Origin of the sequence: Streptococcus xiaochunlingii (genome assembly GCF_006385805.1) — a bacterium.
In the GTDB taxonomy this organism is placed as follows: Bacteria; Bacillota; Bacilli; order Lactobacillales; family Streptococcaceae; genus Streptococcus; species Streptococcus xiaochunlingii.
Genome location: NZ_VFSG01000001.1, coordinates 850280 through 871965, shown reverse-complemented (window position 1 = coordinate 871965; position 21686 = coordinate 850280). Strand labels below are relative to the sequence as shown.

The window sequence follows — 21686 nt, the reverse complement described above, 5'->3', positions numbered from 1 at the left end:
TTGTCCCAGAATCTTTAAAAAACACGTAGTGACAAGGTTTTGAAGAAAAAAGTAGGTACTTACCTACTTTTTTTATTTTTCATTTAGATTTAGTATGTTGAGAAAAAGTTCAATAATTTCAGTACGATTTTTATTGAGTTGAATTTTTTCAATTAAAAGTTGAAGATTATCATCTGATGTTTCGGAAAGTGGTCTAAAAAAATCAGAAGGATCTATTTCCATGGCAGATAAAATTTTTAGTAGAGTATCGACAGATAAATTTCTTCTATTGTTTTCAATTAGATTAATAAAAGGCAAGCTAAGATCACTTTTTTCAGCAAGCTCTTGCTGAGTTAGCTTTTTACTTAGTCGATATTCTCTGACTAATTCTCCAATCTTCATTTACAAATTCTCCTTTTAATTATTGTATATATTTTTTGTTGATATTTATATAAACAATAGTATTAGAAAAAAGGAATATAATTTACAATAGTAAATAAAGATGGTATAATGAGAGCGTTTGTAATATTATGTAAAGGACTTGGGTTTGGAGCAGATACGCTTCAAATTTATGTGGGTAAAAATGAAATCAAGAAAAAGCAAAAAGAATAAAAAAATAACTATTGCTTTAGCGGCAGGAGTTGCATTAACAAGTTTCTCAACGTTATCTGTAAAAGCAGATGAACAAGTTGATGTGAAATCGACAAACAATACAGTAGCTGAAGAGAAACATCTACAAAATTCGTCTACAACATCTATCACTCAAGTTGAGGGTGTTGAAGTTTCAAATGGAACTGCTCTTGTGACAAAAACACCAACTGAAGCAGTTGTTGGAAAAGCAAAAGAAATTAAAGATCAAGCTGACCAAGCTGTCGAAACTCAGACTCCTGTTGTTGAAAAAGCTAAAGAACAAGAAAATGCAACTTCAGGGGCAGAAAACTCTGCCAAACAAGCTCTTGAACAAGCTGAACAGAAGAAAAATGCCGCAACTCCTGAAGCAATTGAAGGAACAAAAAATGCGATTGACGCTTCTAAGAAAGAAGTAACGACACACACAGAAAAAATTGAATCTTTGAAAGAACAACAAAATCAAGTGCAAGAAAAGAAAAATGCACAAGAAGCTGTTGTAAAAGATGCTACGAAAGCTACAAATAAGCAAGTTGATAAAGTTGCTGATGCCCAGAAGAAAGTTCAGAACGCTCAAGATACTTTAAATGAAACTGGTGCTGATAAAGTTATCAAAGAAGAAAAAGATGCTAAGAAAGACTTAGAAGCTAAACAAGCTATTGTGAAAGATACCAAGAAAGCTTTTGAACAATCACAAAACGCAGATGCTACGAAAGCTCGCAAGTTGAGTGATGCAAAAGAACGTGAAGTAGGGCAAAAAAATACTTTTGACCAAGCAACTGATGCTCTTTCAAATGCAACGCAGGCTCACAATGAAGCTTCTTCAGCTTTAACTGTTGCTCAAAAAAATAAAGACAACGCCCAAGCTGTTTTAGATGGAACTGGGACAACAGCTATCCTTAATGAACGTAAAAATGCCAAAGCTGACCTAGCTACTAAAGAAGCAAGTCTTGCAGATGCGTCTAAGAAATTGGAAGATGCCAAGAAGATGGATGCTAAAAAGGCTGGGGATATTGCTAAGTTGGAAGAAGGAAAGGTAGATGCCGAAAAGACAAACGCTTCTACTGCTAAAAAACTTCAAGATGCAACTGATAAAGCAAATGAAACTGCATCAGCCCTCGCTGTTGCCAAACAAAACAAGGACAATGCTCAATCTGTTCTCAATGGAACTGGGACAACAGCTATCCTTAACGAACGTGACAGTGCGAAGACTGATTTGGCTACTAAAGAAGCAAATCTTAAAAACGCGACTGAAGTTTTGAAAAATGCGAAAGGTGCAGATGCTAAGAAAGCTGAACAATTGGAACAAGCTACAACTAACTTAGAACAAGCGACTGCTACGCTGAAGCAAGCAGAAGGTGATTTACTCAACGCTCAAACTGCCGCAAACCAAGCTTCTGACGACTTGAAGAAGAAGAAAAAAGCGGAACAAACAGCTCAATCAACCTTGGATGCTTCTAAAGGGAAAGTAGCTGGCATTACAAATGAGCGTGACGATGCTAAGTCTGATTTAGCTAAAAAAGAAGCTACCCTTACAAGTGTTACAAAGAACTTGAATGAAGCAAAGAGTGCGGATGCTAAAAAAGCAGAACAACTTGCTTTGTTAGATAAAGCTAAAACTCAGGCTGAAGATGAAGAAGCTAAAACTGCAAAAGCTTTGACTAAGGCTCAAGGTGGAGCAAATCTAGCTTCGAAAAAACTTACAGAAGCAACTCAAAACGAACAAGAAGCGAAAGACAGTCTTGCTTCATCTGAAAATCGTTTGCCAGGTGTTGCAGAAGAACGTGACAATGTCAAGTCTGACTTAGCAACTAAGGAGTCTCTTAAAGACAATGCGGAACGTAAGTTAGAGGAGGCTAAAAACACAGATGCTCAAAAACGCTCTAGCATCCAAGACTTGAAGACTTTAAAAAGTCAACAAGAAGCTACTAAAAGTGCGACTGCTCAAGAATTGTCTGAGGCAACATCTGTCGCTAAGGATGTTGAGAATGCGAAAAAAGAAGCAGATAAAGCTGTTGAAACTCTTGAAAAACAAATCTCTGCTATTAAAAACTTGACCATTCCTCAATTGCCACAAAATGTCATTGCGGCTTACAAGACCTACTTGAATGATGATAGTGAGGCAAACAAACATGCTTTGAACAATGCTATTCAAGCATGGTACAAGGGTGGCAAGTATGATTTTGGAAAACCACAATTTGTTTGGAATCCAGAGACTAAGAAGAACATCTTTACTGGTTGGGACAACAATAACATTGTTCTTCCAATCGATGATACTCTAGTCGATTTAGACAACATCACTGATGAACAAATTAAAGCCTTGAGTCACTACTATGTGCTTATGGCAAACAACCTCCAAGACCAAATTTGGGGAACACATAACTTCATCGTTACTGAAGAATCTGTTCAAGGAATTAAAAATATTGCCAAGAATTATGCCAATGAAAACAAATCTTACGACAGTGGACATAGCCACACAGCTTTAAATAACCATGGAGTAGAAGCTGTTAAGTATTATGGCGAAGTAATGAATTACGCATGGATTTTAGCAACATCACATGATTTGGGTGGTGGCAATGTTAGGGAAACTCGCAAGGCTACTATGTCTCAGCTCTATCGTGAAGTTTATGATTCTGTTATCGACTTTATGACTAATGACATCCATGCCAACTTTGGACACATGAAAGGAATGGTAGGGCGTGTTAAACCAACTTATCCAAGTGCAGTTGGGGGTAATATTAGTTACACTAAAGATAAAGTTGGGCGTACTCATTTTGTTCAATTCGCAGGTAAAAATGCTCATACAGAAACAACCGTTAACTCTGCAACTGGGGAACGTACTTCTGTTTACATTGACGATTACTACGACAAGGGTATCGCAAAACCACTCCCAACTCCATTTGATACTAGCAAGATGGAAAAAGACTTGGCGCAAGCTAAGAAAACTCAAGTTTCTGCCATTGCGACAAATAACAATGCTCAAAATCGTTTGGCTTCTGCTAAACGTGCAGATGAAACTGCAAAATCTGAACTTGCAACTACTACAAACCGTCTTAACACCTTGCTTAACACGCAAGATTTGACACCTAATGCAGAGCGTGTTCTTAATACTGCTAAGTCAGAATTAAGCCAAGCTGAATTGCGTAACACAAACGCAAGCACTGCCTATGCAAATCTCACAAAAGAGATTCGAGACAAACGTGCTACTCACAAAGAGGCAGAAAAAGCTTTGTCTAAAGCACGAATCGCTAACAAGGTTGCACAAGAAAGTCTTGAAAAAGCAACGACTGCACACGACAATGCGGTTAATAAACTAAACAGCATTAAAGACGCTATCAAACGCACAAAAGCAATCAAGGACTTGACTCCTGATGCACAAGCTAAATTTGATGCTGCACAAGCAGAACATCAAGCCGCTGAAAAACGACTTACAAGAGCTGAGAAAGCTTTGGTTGACCTTAATAACGAAATCAAGGCAAAAAGTGAAGCTCTCGACACAGCTAAGTCAGAATTACGCCAAGCAGAACAAACTGACAAGGATGTACAAACTACTCTTAAAGAAGCAACTTCTGCTAAAGACAATGCTTCTAAAGCGCTTGATGCCGCAAAAGATGCTCTTTATAAAGTAAATGTCATTAAAGAGTTGACTCCTGATGCACAAGCTACATTTGACCAAGCAGAACAAGCCTATAATACAGCTAAAACTCGTTTGGAAAATGCGGAAACTGCCGTCAACAACCTAAACGCTGCTCTTGCAGTGAAACGCCAAGCTTTGGCAGATGCTATTCAAGCACTTAAAGAATCTGAGAAAGCTAACACTACTGCTCAAACTAAGAAAACTGATGCAGAAACAGCACATGCTAAAGCGACAAGCATGCTTACAAACATCAAAAAAGGTCTTGCTTCACTCCTTGCAATTAAGGATTTGACACCTGAAGCTCAAGCTACATTCGACCAAGCAGATTTAGCCTACAAGGCTTCTCAAACTCGCTTGGAAAATGCGGAAACAGCGGTTGCTAACCTAAACGCAAGCTTGCAAGAAAAACGCCAAGCCTTGGCAGATGCCGTTCAAGCTTTGAAAGATGCTGAAGGTCTTGTTAAAACAACACAAGCTGAACTTGAAGTGGCACAAGCTACTTATAAGAAAGCTGATGATGAGCTTACAGCTACTCGTAAAGTGATTGCGAAACTAGAAGCAACCAAGGACTTAACTCCTGATGCTCAAAAAGCTTACCAAGAGGCTCTTGAAGCTGAAAAACTTGCTGAAAAACGATTGGCAGATGCTAAAGTAGCCGTTGCCAACCTAACTGCTGATGTCAAGACTAAACAAGAAGCTTTGGCACAAGCACAAGCTGAACTTGCACAAGAAGAGCTTGTCCTTCAAGGACTCAAAGCAAAACAAGCCCAAGAGGAAGAAGTTCTAGTAACTATCCAAGCTCAATTAGACGACTTGAAAGCTCAAGAAGAGGCAGTTCGTGCAGAGATTGCTAAAATCGAAGACAGCATCAAAGAGATGGAAACTCTCCTTGATAGCCTAATCCACGCTTCTGAGAACTACGAAGTCACAAAAGAAGAGTACGAAAAAGCTCTTGAGGCACACCGCCTAGCTCTTCAAACTCTTGAAGCAGAACAAGCAAAACTAAACACTCTCCTCCAAAACCAATTGGATGCCAAAGCTCAGTATGAGGCTGTTTTACTTGCATATCAGAAGGCACAAATAGTAAACCATCAAACTTTTTCATGCCATACTCCTACTGATGAATACACTCGTTATAATATTAATCAAAAAGTAATCCATAGAACGATAAATGATGTTTCAAAAAGTAGTTATATTTATCAAGGGTCAAAATCTAAATATGAGGTAATTCCGACACTTCCAATAACTGGCTCAGAAGAAAATCTAATGATACTCAGTTTAGGAGTTATACTAGCAGGATTTGGTTTAGTAGCAAAAAAAAAATTAAAATAGAGGAATGGGAGGTTCATAATGACAAAAGAGGAATGGGTTGAATTTTTCGAAGCAGTAAATGGTAGAATTCCAACTGCTCAAGAGTTTCAAGAAGCAAAAGAAAAAGGTGAATTCTCAATACATATTGAATCAATTAATAAAGTCAATAATTTAGAAGAAGCAAACAGCACAGTTTCAAATTCAACATATACGGTCTGTCCAAAATGTAATTGTAAAAATGAAAATGGTTCAATATTTTGTCCTAACTGTGGTACGAAAATGGACGGAACAGGGATGATAAATACTGCTAGTAATATTGCTGGTTCTATTGCAGATAGAATTAACAGTTTTACCGGTGGTGAGGGTGTTGTTGAGTTAAAAATGAGGGACTTATTTAGTCAAGTTTTTAAAAAACATACACGTGAAGAGGCGGAAAATATTTTTGCTTGTGGTTCAAAAACAACTACACCCCTACCTGAAAACATTTCAAAAGAATGGCCTAAACCATGGTATTTTGCTAGAGTATTTTTGTTACTCTTGGTATCAAGTTTTATGTTATATTTTATATATGTTACATGGTTTAATAGAATTGCTTTTCCAGGATTAATGTTTGTTGCCGCCCTTACGGGAGCTATGCCAGTACTGTTTTTCTATTTTGAATGTAACTCACCTAGAAATATTGATATCATGACAGTTTTTGAAATATTTTTTATTGGTGGGATATTGTCTTTAGTAATAACGCACGTTTTAACTACAATTTTTCCAAGTGGTGCTGGAGAGTTGATCCCATCTATGATGACTGGATTGATCGAAGAACTTGCGAAAATATTAGCAACAGGTTATTTTATTAGTAAATTTAAATATAAGCGATATATTTTTAATGGTTTATTGATTGGAGGAGCAGTTGGAGCTGGATTTGCAGTATTTGAAACAGCAGGTTATATTTTTAATGCATCATTATTACCATTTCAAATGGAAGATCAATTAATCCATGTATTTAATATGAATCCCCAAAATGCTGTGACAAATGCTATTTTAAGAGGTTTATTGGCCTTTGGTGGTCATGTAGCTTGGGCAGCGATATCTGGTGCAGGAATAATGATGGTTTTGAAAAAGCAACAAGAATTTAATTGGAGTTCTATATTTACGGGAGAAAGTTTAAGATTCCTAATTCTGGTAATTATACTGCATGGGGCTTGGGATACAAATATTATTCCAACATTATACCTTCAGTACATAGCCTTGGGAATATTAGCATGGATTATAATTTTTATTATTATTAATAGAGCCCTAAAAGAAATTAATGATTTAAGTGTTGAAAATAATCCCAGTGTTAATTTTGTTGAAAATGAATAATGTTCTCGTAATATAAATTATTTGGGAGATGAAATAGTTATGAAATTAAGAAATTAGATTTTTATGATCTTAATTATACTGCTTGTTATATTGCTATCTGAATTTGGTAATGAAGATTCGATTCCAGGAACCTATATTTCCGACGACGAAGATCAGACAATAGTTTTGCCATCAGATCATAAAGTTATGTACAGCGAAGAAAGTAGTTCAGATAATAGCACTGGGCCTTGGGAAGTTATAGACAATATATTTTATGTTGATTGAATTTCGATAAATGGAGAGATAAGAAAATAGATTTACGTTGAAGTACCTTCAGAAAGAGAAATTGATTATTTGTACTTTAAAGCTAACCCAAATAGTCCAGAAGAAGGACATTTCTTTGAAGTATTATTTCACAAAGTATCATCTTCTAGATAAAAAATAATATTTCATAGTTTTTTAGACTCTTTGTCAACTGTAGTGGGTTGATGAAAAGTTATAACATGGAGAGGACCAACTTGGTTCTCTCCTTTTTAATGTTCAAAGCGATAAGGATTCTAGTTTTGAAGTTGTCAAAGTTCCGGAAGCCAAAAGTATTTCGTTTGATGACTTTGATAAGATTATTGGTAGCTTCTAGTTTTGCATTTGAGTATGGCAACTCCAGTGCGTTCATGATCTTGTCCATATCTTTCAAAAAAGTCTTAAAAACAGTTTGAAAAATAGGATTTACACAAGAAATCGTATCTTCAATCAGTTCAAAGAAATGGTCAGCTTGTTTCTCTTGAAAATAAAAAAGTAAGAGTTGATAGAGGTTGTAGTGCTGTCTAAGTTCTTGAGAGTAGGCAAGTATCTTTTCGAGAATCTCATTATTGGTCAAGTGTGATTGAAAAGTTGTTTGATAAAAACGTTTAGAGTTGCCTTTACGGCTATCCTCTTGAATGAGTTTCCAGTAACGTTTTAGTGACTTATATTCGTGCGATTTTCTATCAAAACGATTCATGATTTGGATGCGAAGACGGTTCATAGCACGACTTAGATGTTGTACAATGTGAAAACGATCCAGAACGATTATAGCATTAGGGAGTAAAACAGTCTGGGAGACTGTTTCAGCCTGAGCCAAGAAATTCGAAAGCAAAGTTTTCTAGCAATATCGTAGTAGGAGCTAAACATATCCATGTTAATGACTTTCACGTGACTTCTTACCTGTCTAGAAAAACGAAGGAAATGATTGCGAATAGTTACTTGAGTCCGCCCATCCAAGATAGCTACGATCTTTCTGGAATCAAAATCCTGTGCAATGAAGCTCATCAACCCTTTCTTGAAGCTGTCCTCATCCCAAGACATGTGAGTTGGAAGGAAAGATAAATCTGTCCTGAATTTGAATTCTTTCAATTTACGAATGACTGTCGAAGTAGAGACAGATAGACTTTCTGCGATAGCTGTCATAGGGACTTTCTTGATTAATTTTTGAGTGCTTTTCTGGTTGACGACTGTTGATATTTGGTGCTTATTTTTGACTAAGTAACTCTCTGCGACAGCCATTTTCCCGCAGATTTTACAAAGAAAACGACGTTTTCTCAATGGAATGAGCGTCTTATATCCTGCACACTCTAGATAGGGGATTTTAGATTTTTTTGGAAGTCATATTTGGCCATTTGTCCTAGGCAGTGATGACATTTAGGTGCAGGATAATCTAGCTTAGCGATAATTTCTTTATGTGTTATAGAATCTAGATAATCCAAGATTATGATGTTCATATCTTTAATTCCTAGTAAGTTTGTGATAAAATTTAATTGTTCCATAGGATTCTTTCTAATGATGGTTTGATCACTTTTCATTATAGGTCTTATGGGACTTTTTTTCTACAACAAAATAGGCTCTGTAATTCCTGTGGTGGTTTTACCCACTACAGAAATTATAGAGCCGAATTCTTACAGGATGTTTTTCTATTCTAATCGACCATCTTCACGATAGACGATATCTGGTTGCAGGCCAGTTCGCGGTGGGTCAGGTTACCGGTATGGTCGCAGTAATAGGTCGTGCCGTTGTAGGTTTTCAGGCGGTCGAGTACGTCGTAGTCAAAGCGGTAGCACGCACTGTTTTCATTGGTGATGGCTAACCGACTATTTTCTCAGGCATACCTTTGTCAGTATTTTTTGGATAAAAATCATAGGGAAGCTCGTCTGAGAATTGATTTTAGACGACCTTGATGTTTTGTTGGGTCTCGTCGACCCAACCTATGGTCTAAAAATGGTCTTAAAGAGGCTTGTTACCTTTAAATACATTAAATCTTGATAGATTTGCTCCTTTTGATTGAATATGTTTTATAGCTAATTCAAATTCATTAAATTCATTGAATTCTTCTATCTCATAATCTTCAGCCTGATCCAATTTATTTTTGGGAACCGTATAGTAATATGTAATATAAATTTCATTACTTTTTTTAATAGCAAATACTTGATAAACAACTTCTCCATCAATTTCAATAAGTTCATCATATCCTTTTGTTTGTAAATTAGTTAAATTTAACATATCTATTTTCCTATAATATCAATAAGTACTTCTTTTCCATCCGGAATCTAATATTTATATGCGGGTATTTTACATGTCCTGTTCCTTTTGGATTATCATGTTCTTTACAACGCCCCGTTTCTTCATCCATAGCATAATCTTTTCCTGATTCACAAACCGCCCCGCATCAGGTTCATAGTACCTGAAGAAGTTGTAGTGGAGCTCTGTCTCACGGTCAGCATATTGGTTTTGCAGGCGGAAGGGCTGGGTTGTGTTATCCGTTACTCTGGTTTCTTCTTTCAGACGGTCCTAGCCGGTGTAGTTTCCGAACCACAAGAGGTTACCGTCTTTATCGGTTAACTCTTGGGATGCCGATTTGGTAGCAGTGGAAGTAGTGGGTTTGTTGCTGGCTTCCGCTTTCTTCGGTTGTCAAATAGCGGATTTGTGCTAAAGGTTCGTGTGTACCGCACACTTCATACCTCTAGATTGTAGGAAGTGTGCTGACTGTGGCTTGCTTTGGGGAAATTCAATCATTATATCCAACTTTTGGTTCAAAAATGTTCAACACGATATTTCTTTAAAATAGGATGATTCAATAGAAATTCTAGATATTTTTTACAAAGTTCCTCTCCGCATAATTTATATACATTAAAGAATGTGGGAAGTAGTATATCGGATACTGTAGCGTAGTTCTCAAGTGCATCAGTGAATTGTTCTTCATCTGATAACCCTCCTAGTATAAGTTGAGTAAAGTTTCTTTCATGTGATGATGTTTGTGAATCATAAATTTTCCAAACTCTTATACGCTCCTTCTTCAATTCATCATTTGATAAGACATTGGATAAATTCAATAGAATTTTACGACATGTATTTTCTGCTAATTTTATTAAAGTATCAGGTATTTGATTATGAATACAAGAACTAGATAAAAGTACGTTTTTGATAAAATCATGAGTAATTATCTGAATGTCATGATAATTCATGGCATCAATATCAAATGTATCGGTTAATTTTCGTCCTGCTATAACATCAGGTCTATTTACTTTAGTCATTTTAATCTCCGTTACCGTCCCGAATTCCAAGAGTTTTTAATACGTGGCTACAGGAAGGATATGCACGCATAGGTTTTCCTTTTTTGTCGTTTCTGTTTGCTGTAGAGATGGAATTTTTTGCTAATTTTCTAAGCTCTTCCATATTGGTAATATTTGCCTTTTCTGCCCCTTTATTGATAGCCTCTGCTTCAGCACATCTACCATGCATACGAGGATCAGAACGTTTATCATTGGGGACATTATCGTATGCTTCTTGAACAACGGGATGAGTAATACCTTTCCCCCTCTCCAGTGCTAAGGCCAGTTATTGTTCCTCCGGGTACTACATTTGGTCCAGTCCATGTAACTCTAGCACCAGTCAACTCTAAAAAATCAATCCATACGGAAGAATTCAAGCTATATAGATAGAAATTATTTCCACCCCACAACCCAATCGGATTCTGATTCACAAACCGACCGACCTTTTTCAGACGACCCCAACCGGTGTAGTTGCCGAACCACAAGAGGTTGCCGTCCTTATCGGTCATCTCTTTTGGAATACCGTTTGGTAGCAGTGGAAGTAGTGGGGTTGTTGTCAGCTTTCGCCGTCTTCGGTTGTCCAGTCGTGGACTTGCGCCAAGGAGTCGTAGCTATTGTATTGTAATTGTCGGTAATAATTTCGGGCAGCCATTGGGCGTTGTAGCTGTAGCTTGTGGTGTAACAGACGGGGGCGGTGATGCTGATGAGGTTGTTAAAGAACCAATATTTCAGACAACCTTAGGGGTATGTTAAACCTTGATACAATTTACATTTACTCGAAATCTATAATTTTTCCATATTCAAGAATTTCATCAAAAGTATCTGCTACTTTTCCAACACTTCCATCATCTAGCCAATATTCCCAGATTGATAGATTATCATTTAAATCAAAATATAAGCGTCCCCCATTTGAAGAAGCTCCAAACATAAAACCTTTTTTTACGCGTTCAGAGTCTACAAATTCTGTGGAGTCATACCTTTGTACAATATTTTCTGCCTTTTGTTTTTTCTTGTTTATTTCAACTAAATATTCCATATAATTCCATCTTGGAAAAGAATTCAACTCGTCAAACAATAAATTATTATTAAATAAATCAATTTCATAATCTTTAAATTCTATTTCCATAAACAACTTAAATTTATCAAGGGTATTTTTATATGACTGAGGAAATAAGATGTTTAAATTTCTTTCTATGCTTGATAATTCTTTCATGATTAGTCCTTTCAATATGAGTTTTTTACAACTTTCAATATAATCCCGTGCACGTTTTTCCAATAGGTCTCACGAAATTTATCGTGCACCTCAGCTTGTGCTTTATCTCTATGAAAACTTTCTGTAATAAAGAGTTGTGTATCTGTGCCAAGGGTTCGTAGCTGTCGGGATCGGTATAGATATAGGTATATCTTCCGTCCGACTGGACTTCTTGCAGTAGATGGCTGCCGTCTCGAACGAATCCGGTTACTTCTTCGAAGTCGTCTGAAAAACAGAAACAGCGTGCGTGCGGTCCCCCCCTACGTCAGAACTGAAGGTTTTGTGCGGGACTACGGTTTGTTTAATAAATTTATTGAATATTTCAATTAAAAATACTTAAATGGATAAACATTAAATAAATTATTACTTATACTATTTACTGAATATATAAACTCAGTTTTTATATTATCCGTAAGTGTCTCTCCTTCATCTAATAGGTGCTCTAAATCTCTGTATAACAAAGCCAATTGGATAAATTGTGAGAAACCTATCCCTAAATTTGTAAATCCAGATTTGGTATATTCTCCAGTATCATGATTATAATGAAAAATGGTATTATCTATTTTATTTAGAAACCATCCATCTCCCTGTCCTGCTTGTCCAATACTCCAAAAACACCTTGATATTTCGGGATAATTACACTCTAAGTATCTATTTTCATTTAAAGCCTCTTCATAATTAAAAAGAGAAATATCAGGTATTATCTCTACCTCCTGATATTTAGTAATAAATAACAAATAGTTATTATCCAGTTTAGGAAGTTTATCTAACTTTTTAATTTCTACTTTACGCTTAATACATATATTAAAAAAATCCTCGGGAAATAATTTTGATTTGAACATAAAAGTATACTCCATAATTTTTTTGCTTGATAGAAAGATATTTCCTTCAATACTATATCGTTAATATTTTTCATTCTTCTCACTGCTTTTGAATTTAATGGCAAAATGCCTTCAAAAGCAAAGTCGGTTTCACCCTCCAAAAATTTCAAACCATGTATCGGATTCACCGGCCGACCGACGCCAACCGCCCCCTTTACGGCCGGGAAATTATATATAAAGTTGGATAGTACTTGTTATTTTCTTTTGTGTTTCAACACTAATTTCCTGGTTAAAATTTTGGATTAATTTTAAAAAATCAATGATTAAGTTGATCTGACTAGTGTTAAATGTCGTACTTTTGTTTCTTAGAGCAATATATAAAAATTCAACAACGTAACCATATAAATAAAATTTAGATAAATTAGAAAAAATATATTTTAAACAGCAGGGAGTAAAATATAATATAGCCTTATTAGTATAAGCTTGCCACTCTAGTGATTCAAGTATTGAGAGAAAATCATCGTATGTTATCTCAATCCAAGTTTTAGTAGATAGTTGCATTATAGAAAATATATAAAAGTTATCACTATCATCAAAACTTATGATATTGTTTTTATCAACTTTGAAAATTGGAAAAGTAGTCCTAATTTTTTCCTCTAGATAATTTCGTTCTTGTATATAGTTTACCTCCGTAAGAAATTTTTAAAATTCACAATATACTCCTAAGTCTTTGACAAACTTTGAAATATATTCTAAAAAATCATAAATTATATTGATTTCATCTTGGGTTAAAGATTGCAGTAAATCAAATAGTTCACTTACTTCTCCTTGGGATATATTAGAATAATAGCTAAATAATTCTATGAAACTATCATTATCCATACTAGGGTTTTCTATTGAACTTAGTAAAAGTGTATTTAAATGTAAGGCATTTTCATTTTTTTGTTTATCTGACATTTGATTTTTAATTAATAGAATTAGATTGTTTTTTTTCATGTCTTACTTTCTACATTTTAAGGTATGGCACCATTTGATTGATTTATTATCTATTTTTTATTTACGCTTTTTAAAATTATTTAATAGTTTTACTATCTTCTCTTTATTTTCGCTGGATGAGTTAATTGCAATTCTAACGGCATTTTCTCCAAATTCATTTTGTATATTTTTATCAGATCCATTATCAAGGAGTATTTTCACCATTTCTATATTTCCAAACATGCATGCATAATGTAGGGGTGTATATCCTAAGTCCCCTTTAAGATCGATCAATGCTCCATTTTGAAGAAATACAAGAGCATCATTTAAAGAATTATTTCTGGCAGCAATATGCAAAACTGTATCATCCATACCTCCTACTTGATTTATATCTTCAATAGTGTCACCCAAGAAATCAGGATGCGTTTCATATTTTTTTAAAATACATAACAATTCTTTTTCCATTAATAATACCTATAGTTGTAAATTGATAAATTTAATATCTTGATCTTATTTATTGCACGTGACGCAATTTTCTTTATGTTCTTTTTTTATTGTTTAATCTGTTTTTACGTTCTTGTATTTTTTGAGCATGACCGTCCTGGCCGTATTCATAGGCTGTTTTGGCTTAGATTGTTACGGAATAAATATTTCAGACGACCCTAGCCGGTGTAGTTGCCGAACCAAACCAGATTGCCATCCTTATCGGTCATCTCGTGCGGTATACCGATTTGGTCGCAGTGGAAGTAGTGGGGTTGTTGGCCACTTTCTTGAAGATTTCGGCTTTAACCAGTTGGTCATGCAGGTCGTAGAAATAGTTCTGCACTTCGTCGTCGGTCAGTTCGCGGTGGATCAGGTTGCCGAAGTGGTCGTAGTAATAGGTTGTTCCGTTGTAGGTTTTCAGGCGGTTGTCCGGGACGGTAGGGCTATTGTTGTCGGACAAGATATTGTGCGCGGGGTCGAAGTAGCCTGTACTTTTTCAGGTAATCCGAAGAGACTGAGGTCATTTGAACAGAAACCGCGTGCGTACCGCACGCACCCTACGTCGGGATTGGAGGTTTCATGCGGGCTACGGCTTGTTTGATTCACCCCACGTTTACTCAGGGATTTATACGCTAGCTTGGTTAGTTTTTTATTTTAACTATTTGTTTTCATGTTTATTTTTGGAATTCTGCTTTTCATTATGTATATCAGTGAGTAGGTTAGTAATAGACATCCCATTTTTTTGAGCAAGTAGAGCCCATTTTTCCGCTTCGTCTAATTTGTTTTTGTCTTTACTGTCTTGGTAATGATCAAAGAATATATAGGCCAAATCATATTGTGCTTGAGTATTACCTAATTCGGCTGATCGAATTAACCAAAATATAAATTTATCATTGTTAAATTCATAAAAAGCAAAATAATTAGCTAATTTTGATGCTGCTTGACTATTGCCAGAGGAAGCATCAATTTTTAACTTTTCCAGATCAGTTTTAGAAATATACATACTGTCATTTATTGAAATGTTGGCATTAGATTTCATGTCTCTATCCTTACTGTATGAGTTATTATAAGACGTTAGAAAAATACTTTAAAAAATAAATTTAAGGATTTTATGGCTTAAATGTAACATATTTACCTCCATTTAATACTTCTCCTGTAACTGCACTAACATTTTCTGTTGCACCACGTACAGGTGCTTTTAATTCATTAGCCAATTTTTGAGCAAATGAATTGTCCCCTTTCCCTGTTTGACAAGCAACTAATGTTACTGATTTCCCTTCAGAATATTGGGGATGTTGTTTAATTAACTCTGCTAATTGTCTTAGGGTAAACAAATTTTGATTGGGTCCATTAGTGGCTACAATACTACTATTACCATGTGCTCCCACTAAAAATCACCTTCGGGAAAATTTTCTCTCGGGATGTTATCAACGTAAGTTTTTGCTTCATCTTGCATAAGGTTTATGTCCACCCCAGTTTTTGAACAATTATCACATTTGTTCATTAGTCCTAATGGATCATTCCATTTCGTTGTATTTGGTGCAAATTGATAAAAATTTTTCCCACCCTTCAATTTGATAGGATCTTGATTCACAAACCGCCCAGCATCAGGCTCATAATGCCTGAAGAAGTTGTAATGCAACCCCGTCTCACGGTCGGCATATTGGTTTTGCAGGCGGAAGGGCTGGTATGCGCTATCCGTTACCTTGGTTTCCTCTTTCAGACGCCCCCAGTCGGTATAGTTGCCGAACCACAGCAAATTACCGTCCTTGTCAGTCATTTCTCTCGGGATACCGATTTGGTCGCAGTGAAAGTAGTAGGCTTGTTGTACGCCTTCTCCGTCTTCGGTTGTCCAATCGCGAACTTGTGCTAAAGGATTGTAGGAATACAGATTGGTGTAGATATAGGTATATCTGCCGTCCGGTTGGATTTCCTGCAAGAGGTGGACCAATCCGGTGGGCTATCTAAAGGCTCCCAGCCCTTTTAGGAGGCCAGTAATATCATAGACGAAGGCCTCTTCAGACATTATCAGGATTCTTACTAAACTAATAAAACCATCTCCTCGTTATTTTTACTGCCTTCTAGCAAAGATAGGAGTATTAAAAGTATCTTTTGAAATAATTTATTGCCTTATAAGAGCTTATACCATAATGGTTTATACACTCAATAAACCAATATAGATTATCACAATTTCTATCTAATTCTTCTGATTTAAATGGAGTAAGAATCAAACGATAAATATAATTTAATTCTATATTTTTTTTATCTTTTTTATTTAAAGTTGACCATTTTTTTAATAGTGCAATCTCAATAACTTCCTTTCGGTATTTTTCTAAGTTATCAACAGTTTCATCATAATATCTCCAATAATTTTCTGCGCTATCAACATAAGGTTTATAGATACTTATACATAAAATTGGATTCTCTATAATAATATCTAATATAGAAAGCATAATCTTTCTATAAATTTGTTCAGTATTATTATCAATTAATAAATTGATAATTTCTAAGAATTATTTTTCCATCTGATTTCTCTTATTTATCCACTTGTTGCAGTAATTCTTAATATAGCTAGCAAAGGGTTAGATGTTGCACATGCATGCTTTGGTTTCCCAAAACGGTTATCTTTTGCTAAATTTAGAGTTTCTATGTTTGTTAAGAGGAGTTTATTGTCCTTGACCAAGAATTTCTTCTCCAATTATTGAATCTAACTCTATCCATGCATCTTCAAGTTGATTAACAATAGAAGATTCATTTTTATTTGGATCGTCTTTTAAATTGAGATACCAAATATGTGTTAATTTCGGTATTTCATATAAAATAGATGCTAGTCTTTTTTCAATTAGATTATGATTATGAGTATAATACTTTATTTCATTTAAAATTTTTAATAATTTTTGATAGTCCTTTACATCGAATTCAAGATCCATTCTGACCTTATAAATAAAACTATTATTTTCAAGTTTTTCTAATAATTCTTTCATGCTAAATACCTTTCAGTTATACAAAGCAAAGGATTGCTTCTGCTGGAATAGTTTATTTATTTTTAAAATAGTTAAGCATTCATTCCAATAGAAATAGATAACACATCTTCCTCATTGTCGAGTAGAGATATATCGATAACTTTATCTATTTTATGACTAAAGAATTTTAAACAATAAAAATTAGGTTTGTTTATTAATTCTAGCCAATTGCTAATATTTTTTATTTTGATAATAAACAAGGGGAATACTTCTATTGGTATTTTAGCCGAATCATTTATTCCTCCATAAAAGTATACATAAGCAATGTCATTTTCCTCTGGTGCAAGAAAATTTAATATTTCATTTTTTATCGATAAACTAAAATTTTCCTTTGATAATTCTATATTTCTATAGGGGGGAAAAGTACGATTTATTATTTCACATGAGAGTGGATATGGAATGATTTTTTCAGAATCTGAAATTAAATTATTTAAAAAATGAATTTCTTTCATTTTTTTCATTAAATGATTCTGTTTTAAAGTAAAGATCTTATCTTCTAAAGTTGTCATGATATTATTTCCTATGTTGTACGGTTACATTTTCTTTGTATTACTCCCAAGAAAATGTACCATTCCCATTATTTCTTTTTGACTAAGATTTCCATCCGTTTTGGCAGTAGCTACATGCCAGCGTGGACAAGGATGTTTTGCAATCTGAACGGCTGGTGCGCATACTTGTAAACTCGCTCATCTTTTTCAGACGACCTTGATATTTTGTTGGGTCTTGACCCAACCTACGCTTGCTAGGAACATTTACAGTTATTTGGATTTTGATTAGCTTTATATAGTTTGAAGGATTTAAAATTAGCAAATTATAAAAGAATTCAGATTTAAAATGAATGTATTTAAATCTCTCTTCCATAACTTAATGCTCTTAGAAAAGTATAATGATATAGCTGGCTCTTCAGATAAAAAACATGCATAACTTTTTTCGATTGGTAAAACTTCCAAGTCATCCATTCCTTCAAAAGCTAGAGTACAAGTTTTGTTTGGTTGGTATCTATGACGAATAGTCCAAAATTCTGATATATCTAAATCATTTCCTTCTGATTCTTTCAAAACAATCCAGTTATGGTTATGTAATTGGTCTCTTAAATCTTCAATATGATATTTCATAGTATATTTCCCTCTAGTTATACTACATCCGGGTCGTAGGCGTAGCAGCGGTTAAGTACGGTACAAAAAAGATCGTCTAAAAATATCGAATCTTACTTTTTGGTTTTTTTCTTAGGATTTAATTCTTCTTTACGTTGCTTATAAAATTGCCAATATTTTTTGTCTTCCATAGAAAAAGGTGTGTAACGTAGCTCATTATAAGTTAGGTCAAAATATTTATAAGCATTTTCCATATCACCCAATTCGTAATAAACGATTCCTGTCCATATAAACACACCTGCTGCAGGTTCATCTTTTCGTGCCTCAAGTGCAATTAACATCCACTCAAGGGCTTTTTGATAATCACCTAATTTTTTATAATTTTCTGAAACACCACAGGCGATTGCTGAAGTAGGCTCAACGAATTGAGTGGCTGGTTTAGGTAAAAGTTCCCATGCTTGATTCAGAATATCAATGCGTTCCTCCGGCGTAGTAGCATCATTTGAGTTACATACAAAATCATTGATTTGTTTGTTTAATTCATAATTTACTTGATCTAAATACATAATTTCTCCTTCTTATGTGCATTTTTTAAAGAGTATTTATTACCATGTTGGTCCGGTTGTGTACCTGTGCCAAGGGTTCGCGCGTAACGCACACACTTTATATCTTGGAGGTTTCATAATGGCTACGGATTGCTTCAGATTATTACAAATTCTATATTTGTACAGAATTTAATTGTCTTTTTGCCGTTTTATTTCTTAATATATTTTTCAATATATCTGTATTGATCTTGTGTACATTTAACTGAGAAAAATATTTTTCCACTTATAATACTTTGAGCAGAAAAAATATCTTTCTCATATTTGAATTTTATTTTACTTAACGGAATCTTTCCTTTTCTATTTTCTTTCCCACAAAAAAGCTTATATTGTAACTCATTATTACTTATACCTATGTCTCCACAAGTTTTTTGACTATTATATTCTGATACAATTATATTTAACCAGCCATGTTGAAAATCATACGAGTAATGTGAAACATAAGGTAATTTAGAAGAGGAGGATACTATTAGAGATAAAATTGAACTTAAAGTAGATTTCATAATTTATTTACCATTTAATTTATTATTTTCTTAGCTAACGAAGCAGGAGTAACCCAACCAGACATTTTCATTTCTTTAATATCAGCAGCTTGACTTGCCCCATATGCAAGACTAGCAGACTGCCTATTTCGTAAATTATATCCAGAAGTTTCTGTATTTTTTTATTAATGAGATTGTCAAAAAACAAATCTTTCAAACGATCTTGATGAAGGTTTGAAGTCGTCTGAAAATGTGCGTACTGCACACATCCTACTTCGAGATTGAAGGCTTCATGCGAGCTATGGCTTGTTATTCACTCTAGTTAATTGATTATATTTACGTAATTCAGTTATGTCTTTCCCTGCTTTAATCATTTCAATACAATTAAATTGTATTTTGTAATCTTCTTCATAATGTATATCAAGCCGTTCATAATCTGTTTCGTAATACATAACATCAATGGTTTCAATTACCTTATCACTACAATTCGTAATAAAAATTAGTTCATTTTTATTTATAAACTCGTATAGATATGATAACCCTATCATAGAATTTTGTGTAAAGATAACTACGTTATCTGGAAACTCCTCTGTATCGGGGATGATTTTATTTAATGTATTCAGAGTCATTTCAATTTCATCAGAAGAAATATTTTTATATATATTAACATATAAAAAGATACTATCTAGCCAATCAGTACATAAAGAAAGATATGGCTCTTTAGTTATTCTTTTAATATGATTCTCTTCTAAAAAATAATCAAAACCTGCTATGAAATGTAAAATTCTATCGATGCAACATGCTCCAAAAAGTAATCTTTGTGTATTTGTTAAATTTTCCAATTCCTTTTTTACATTTTCTTCATATTTTTCCATATTAGCACCTTCCTATGTTACGTCTTTATCTACTTTTCTTACTAGAACGAGGAGTTTTACTTTTAACACCTTTTTCATTCATCAAATCTTTAAAATCAAGACATACAGGACCTGAGGTCTCAATTTCTGTAATTCTTTTTTCTGACTTGATTAAAGATTCTTCTGCGTGAGCATCTTTAATATTTATAACAGTAATACCTTTAGACTCGGCTCAAGTTCTCTGAACCTTAGGTAGTATATTATTTTACAAAGATATAGTCTATAGTGTTTAAATCTTTATTAAATCAACGTTTCTAAAGGGGATATAGCTGTAAAATATTTCATATATACCGTATTGTTAAACCAAGACGGTACCAAAAATTAAGGTTTCGGAGCTTATAAACTTAAGAAAGTTGTCTCAAGTATTTGGCCTTTTTTTATTTTCTTTTTGTAACAAAGTGACGTAGTCACTTTTAGTGTGGAATAGGTGAGATAAAAAAACAGTGTTTCGGTTTTGGTCAATGAAGTAAAGCAAAACATATTGGTCTATAATTTTTCCTCGTGAGGGATACTTGCTGTTAATTTTTACTCCGATTTTCTCATCAGCGTCAAATCATGCTTCAGGAAAAATCTCTAAACTTTTTAAGCTGTCTAAGATTTTAGCCACAGTATTTTTGGCGGATTGAGGGGATAGAAGTACCGTAGCTATATAGTCGTGTATATTGTCGATAGCTTCCTCGACCTCTTTTGAAGCAATCACTTTATAAGCCATAACGTACCCTCATATCGTCTAGGGAAGTTCCTTCGCCTGCCTCGTATTCTCTCAAGGCACGCTCAGATTGGGCTTGTAATTCTTCAATTAACTGTTCTCTATGTAGATCTTCGGCCGTCTTAATAGGTAAATCTTGCTCCAGGACTATTTGCTCCACAAATAAAGAAATAGCATCTGTCATTGTCATGCCCTTTTCCTTGATAATTTTTCGAGCTTGTTCCATAGTGGCTTCATTCAGTTTAAAATTGTATTGTTTCGATAAAGTTATAGCCATGATATAGCTCCGTTCTATACGTTATAGATTGATTATATATTAGATATAGATTTTAATCAAAAAAAGAAGTTCTGTTTGATGACAGAACTAAGTTATTTCAATAGACGTCGTAGTACTTTAGTTGACTGACGTACTGAGCGGTCAAGAAAGCATAATACAGAAAATGCGAGCCTCCAACCAAAAAGTGTTTTTCTCATAGCGCTGCCTCATCACTAAATATATACCACAGCTTATTTTTTAGCTGCGATTTCCTCGACGGTCCTCTTTTTGAAAAATTCGATTTTTTCAATCGGAGTCATATTGCGATATGATTTGATAAAATCACGATAAATCAGGTACTTTTTATCAGGATCAAGTAAGTCATTAAAGAGGTTAATAACTCCAGTTTTAAAGGTATCAATATCCTCAATAACAAGAAGAATATAAGGCGATTTTTGTATTAGATGGATGTTATAGTTATCCTTGAGATGAATTTTTTATAAGGACCTCTTGGGATGTGCGTTCTTATAAACCCACTCATCTTTTTTCAGACGCCCCCAGGCGGTGCATTCGCTGTACCATACCTGTGTTTTTGAAAATTCATG

The 21686-nt window shown here is 34.5% G+C and carries 25 protein-coding genes and 2 pseudogenes; 3 read left to right on the top strand and 24 right to left on the bottom strand.

What is annotated here, in order from left to right; genetic code table 11:
* Positions 1–72 precede the first annotated feature (72 nt).
* Positions 73–381 carry a helix-turn-helix domain-containing protein gene (locus FJR71_RS04485; RefSeq protein ID WP_140814214.1) on the bottom strand — a complete coding sequence of 103 codons (309 nt, stop codon included), beginning with the start codon at positions 379–381 and terminating at the stop codon, positions 73–75.
* 181 nt (positions 382–562) lie between these two features.
* On the opposite strand from FJR71_RS04485, the gene FJR71_RS04480 reads away from it, so the two are divergent.
* Both FJR71_RS04480 and FJR71_RS04475 read left to right on the top strand, forming a co-directional pair.
* A complete protein-coding gene (locus tag FJR71_RS04480; RefSeq protein ID WP_172605098.1) occupies positions 563–5575 on the top strand; it encodes an SEC10/PgrA surface exclusion domain-containing protein in 5013 nt (1670 codons plus the stop codon).
* Between the two features lie 18 nt (positions 5576–5593).
* Positions 5594–6910 (top strand): PrsW family glutamic-type intramembrane protease, encoded by a 1317-nt coding sequence (locus FJR71_RS04475; protein ID WP_140814212.1) that lies wholly within the window; start codon positions 5594–5596, stop codon positions 6908–6910.
* A gap of 475 nt (positions 6911–7385) precedes the next feature.
* On the opposite strand, the pseudogene FJR71_RS04470 reads toward FJR71_RS04475, so the two are convergent.
* The 6 genes and pseudogenes from FJR71_RS04470 to FJR71_RS10240 form a co-directional block, all read right to left on the bottom strand.
* A pseudogene (locus FJR71_RS04470) lies at positions 7386–8691 on the bottom strand (transposase).
* Positions 8692–9145: 454 nt separating this feature from the next.
* Complete coding sequence (locus FJR71_RS04465) at positions 9146–9421, bottom strand: hypothetical protein (RefSeq protein ID WP_140814211.1); 276 nt, start codon at positions 9419–9421, stop codon at positions 9146–9148.
* Between the two features lie 69 nt (positions 9422–9490).
* A complete protein-coding gene (locus FJR71_RS04460) occupies positions 9491–9655 on the bottom strand; it encodes an RHS repeat-associated core domain-containing protein (protein WP_246040124.1) in 165 nt (54 codons plus the stop codon).
* A gap of 296 nt (positions 9656–9951) precedes the next feature.
* Positions 9952–10452: a hypothetical protein gene (locus tag FJR71_RS04450; RefSeq protein ID WP_140814210.1), complete on the bottom strand. Its 501-nt coding sequence runs from the start codon at positions 10450–10452 to the stop codon at positions 9952–9954.
* Between the two features lies 1 nt (position 10453).
* The gene (locus tag FJR71_RS10200; protein WP_425471121.1) at positions 10454–10726 is read right to left on the bottom strand and encodes a YwqJ-related putative deaminase; all 273 of its coding nucleotides are present in this window, start codon (positions 10724–10726) and stop codon (positions 10454–10456) included.
* Entirely contained in the window at positions 10692–10979 is a 288-nt protein-coding gene (locus FJR71_RS10240; protein WP_172605097.1) for a hypothetical protein, read from the bottom strand. Before FJR71_RS10240 ends, FJR71_RS10200 begins: the two co-directional genes overlap by 35 nt.
* On the opposite strand from FJR71_RS10240, the gene FJR71_RS09960 reads away from it, so the two are divergent.
* Entirely contained in the window at positions 10960–11223 is a 264-nt protein-coding gene (locus FJR71_RS09960; RefSeq protein WP_172605096.1) for a hypothetical protein, read from the top strand. The genes FJR71_RS10240 and FJR71_RS09960 overlap by 20 nt on opposite strands.
* A gap of 19 nt (positions 11224–11242) precedes the next feature.
* On the opposite strand, the gene FJR71_RS04435 is transcribed toward FJR71_RS09960, so the two are convergent.
* The 17 genes and pseudogenes from FJR71_RS04435 to relB all read right to left on the bottom strand — a co-directional run bounded on the left by FJR71_RS04435 (position 11243) and on the right by relB (position 21102).
* The gene (locus tag FJR71_RS04435) at positions 11243–11683 is read right to left on the bottom strand and encodes an SMI1/KNR4 family protein (RefSeq protein WP_140814209.1); all 441 of its coding nucleotides are present in this window, start codon (positions 11681–11683) and stop codon (positions 11243–11245) included.
* A gap of 365 nt (positions 11684–12048) precedes the next feature.
* A complete protein-coding gene (locus FJR71_RS04425) occupies positions 12049–12564 on the bottom strand; it encodes an SMI1/KNR4 family protein (protein ID WP_140814208.1) in 516 nt (171 codons plus the stop codon).
* A 681-nt stretch (positions 12565–13245) separates the two neighbouring features.
* On the bottom strand, positions 13246–13539 hold the full coding sequence (locus tag FJR71_RS10105) for a hypothetical protein (protein WP_246040104.1): 294 nt from the start codon (positions 13537–13539) through the stop codon (positions 13246–13248).
* Between the two features lie 57 nt (positions 13540–13596).
* Positions 13597–13983, bottom strand: coding sequence for an ankyrin repeat domain-containing protein (locus FJR71_RS04415; RefSeq protein ID WP_140814207.1), 387 nt, complete (start codon positions 13981–13983; stop codon positions 13597–13599).
* Positions 13984–14180: 197 nt separating this feature from the next.
* Complete coding sequence (locus FJR71_RS10100; RefSeq protein WP_246040122.1) at positions 14181–14243, bottom strand: hypothetical protein; 63 nt, start codon at positions 14241–14243, stop codon at positions 14181–14183.
* A 416-nt stretch (positions 14244–14659) separates the two neighbouring features.
* Positions 14660–15040 carry an SEL1-like repeat protein gene (locus tag FJR71_RS04405; protein WP_140814206.1) on the bottom strand — a complete coding sequence of 127 codons (381 nt, stop codon included), beginning with the start codon at positions 15038–15040 and terminating at the stop codon, positions 14660–14662.
* Between the two features lie 70 nt (positions 15041–15110).
* Positions 15111–15389 carry a hypothetical protein gene (locus FJR71_RS04400; protein ID WP_140814205.1) on the bottom strand — a complete coding sequence of 93 codons (279 nt, stop codon included), beginning with the start codon at positions 15387–15389 and terminating at the stop codon, positions 15111–15113.
* Positions 15389–15940, bottom strand: a complete 552-nt coding sequence (locus FJR71_RS04395) for an RHS repeat-associated core domain-containing protein (protein WP_246040102.1) — start codon at positions 15938–15940, stop codon at positions 15389–15391. The genes FJR71_RS04400 and FJR71_RS04395 overlap by 1 nt, the downstream gene beginning before the upstream one ends.
* Before the next feature lie 160 nt (positions 15941–16100).
* On the bottom strand, positions 16101–16454 hold the full coding sequence (locus FJR71_RS04390) for a hypothetical protein (protein ID WP_246040101.1): 354 nt from the start codon (positions 16452–16454) through the stop codon (positions 16101–16103).
* A 213-nt stretch (positions 16455–16667) separates the two neighbouring features.
* On the bottom strand, positions 16668–16985 hold the full coding sequence (locus tag FJR71_RS04385; protein WP_140814203.1) for a hypothetical protein: 318 nt from the start codon (positions 16983–16985) through the stop codon (positions 16668–16670).
* Between the two features lie 71 nt (positions 16986–17056).
* Positions 17057–17533: a hypothetical protein gene (locus FJR71_RS04380; RefSeq protein WP_140814202.1), complete on the bottom strand. Its 477-nt coding sequence runs from the start codon at positions 17531–17533 to the stop codon at positions 17057–17059.
* Between the two features lie 294 nt (positions 17534–17827).
* A complete protein-coding gene (locus FJR71_RS04375; protein WP_045615712.1) occupies positions 17828–18139 on the bottom strand; it encodes a hypothetical protein in 312 nt (103 codons plus the stop codon).
* Between the two features lie 92 nt (positions 18140–18231).
* A complete protein-coding gene (locus FJR71_RS04370; RefSeq protein ID WP_048789313.1) occupies positions 18232–18684 on the bottom strand; it encodes a tetratricopeptide repeat protein in 453 nt (150 codons plus the stop codon).
* Between the two features lie 188 nt (positions 18685–18872).
* The gene (locus FJR71_RS04365) at positions 18873–19223 is read right to left on the bottom strand and encodes a hypothetical protein (RefSeq protein WP_140814201.1); all 351 of its coding nucleotides are present in this window, start codon (positions 19221–19223) and stop codon (positions 18873–18875) included.
* 278 nt (positions 19224–19501) lie between these two features.
* On the bottom strand, positions 19502–20077 hold the full coding sequence (locus tag FJR71_RS04360; protein WP_140814200.1) for a DUF416 family protein: 576 nt from the start codon (positions 20075–20077) through the stop codon (positions 19502–19504).
* 397 nt (positions 20078–20474) lie between these two features.
* Positions 20475–20828, bottom strand: a pseudogene (locus FJR71_RS04355) (type II toxin-antitoxin system RelE/ParE family toxin).
* The gene (gene relB, locus FJR71_RS04350) at positions 20818–21102 is read right to left on the bottom strand and encodes a type II toxin-antitoxin system RelB/ParD family antitoxin (RefSeq protein WP_033629679.1); all 285 of its coding nucleotides are present in this window, start codon (positions 21100–21102) and stop codon (positions 20818–20820) included. Before relB ends, FJR71_RS04355 begins: the two are co-directional and overlap by 11 nt.
* Positions 21103–21686 lie beyond the last annotated feature (584 nt).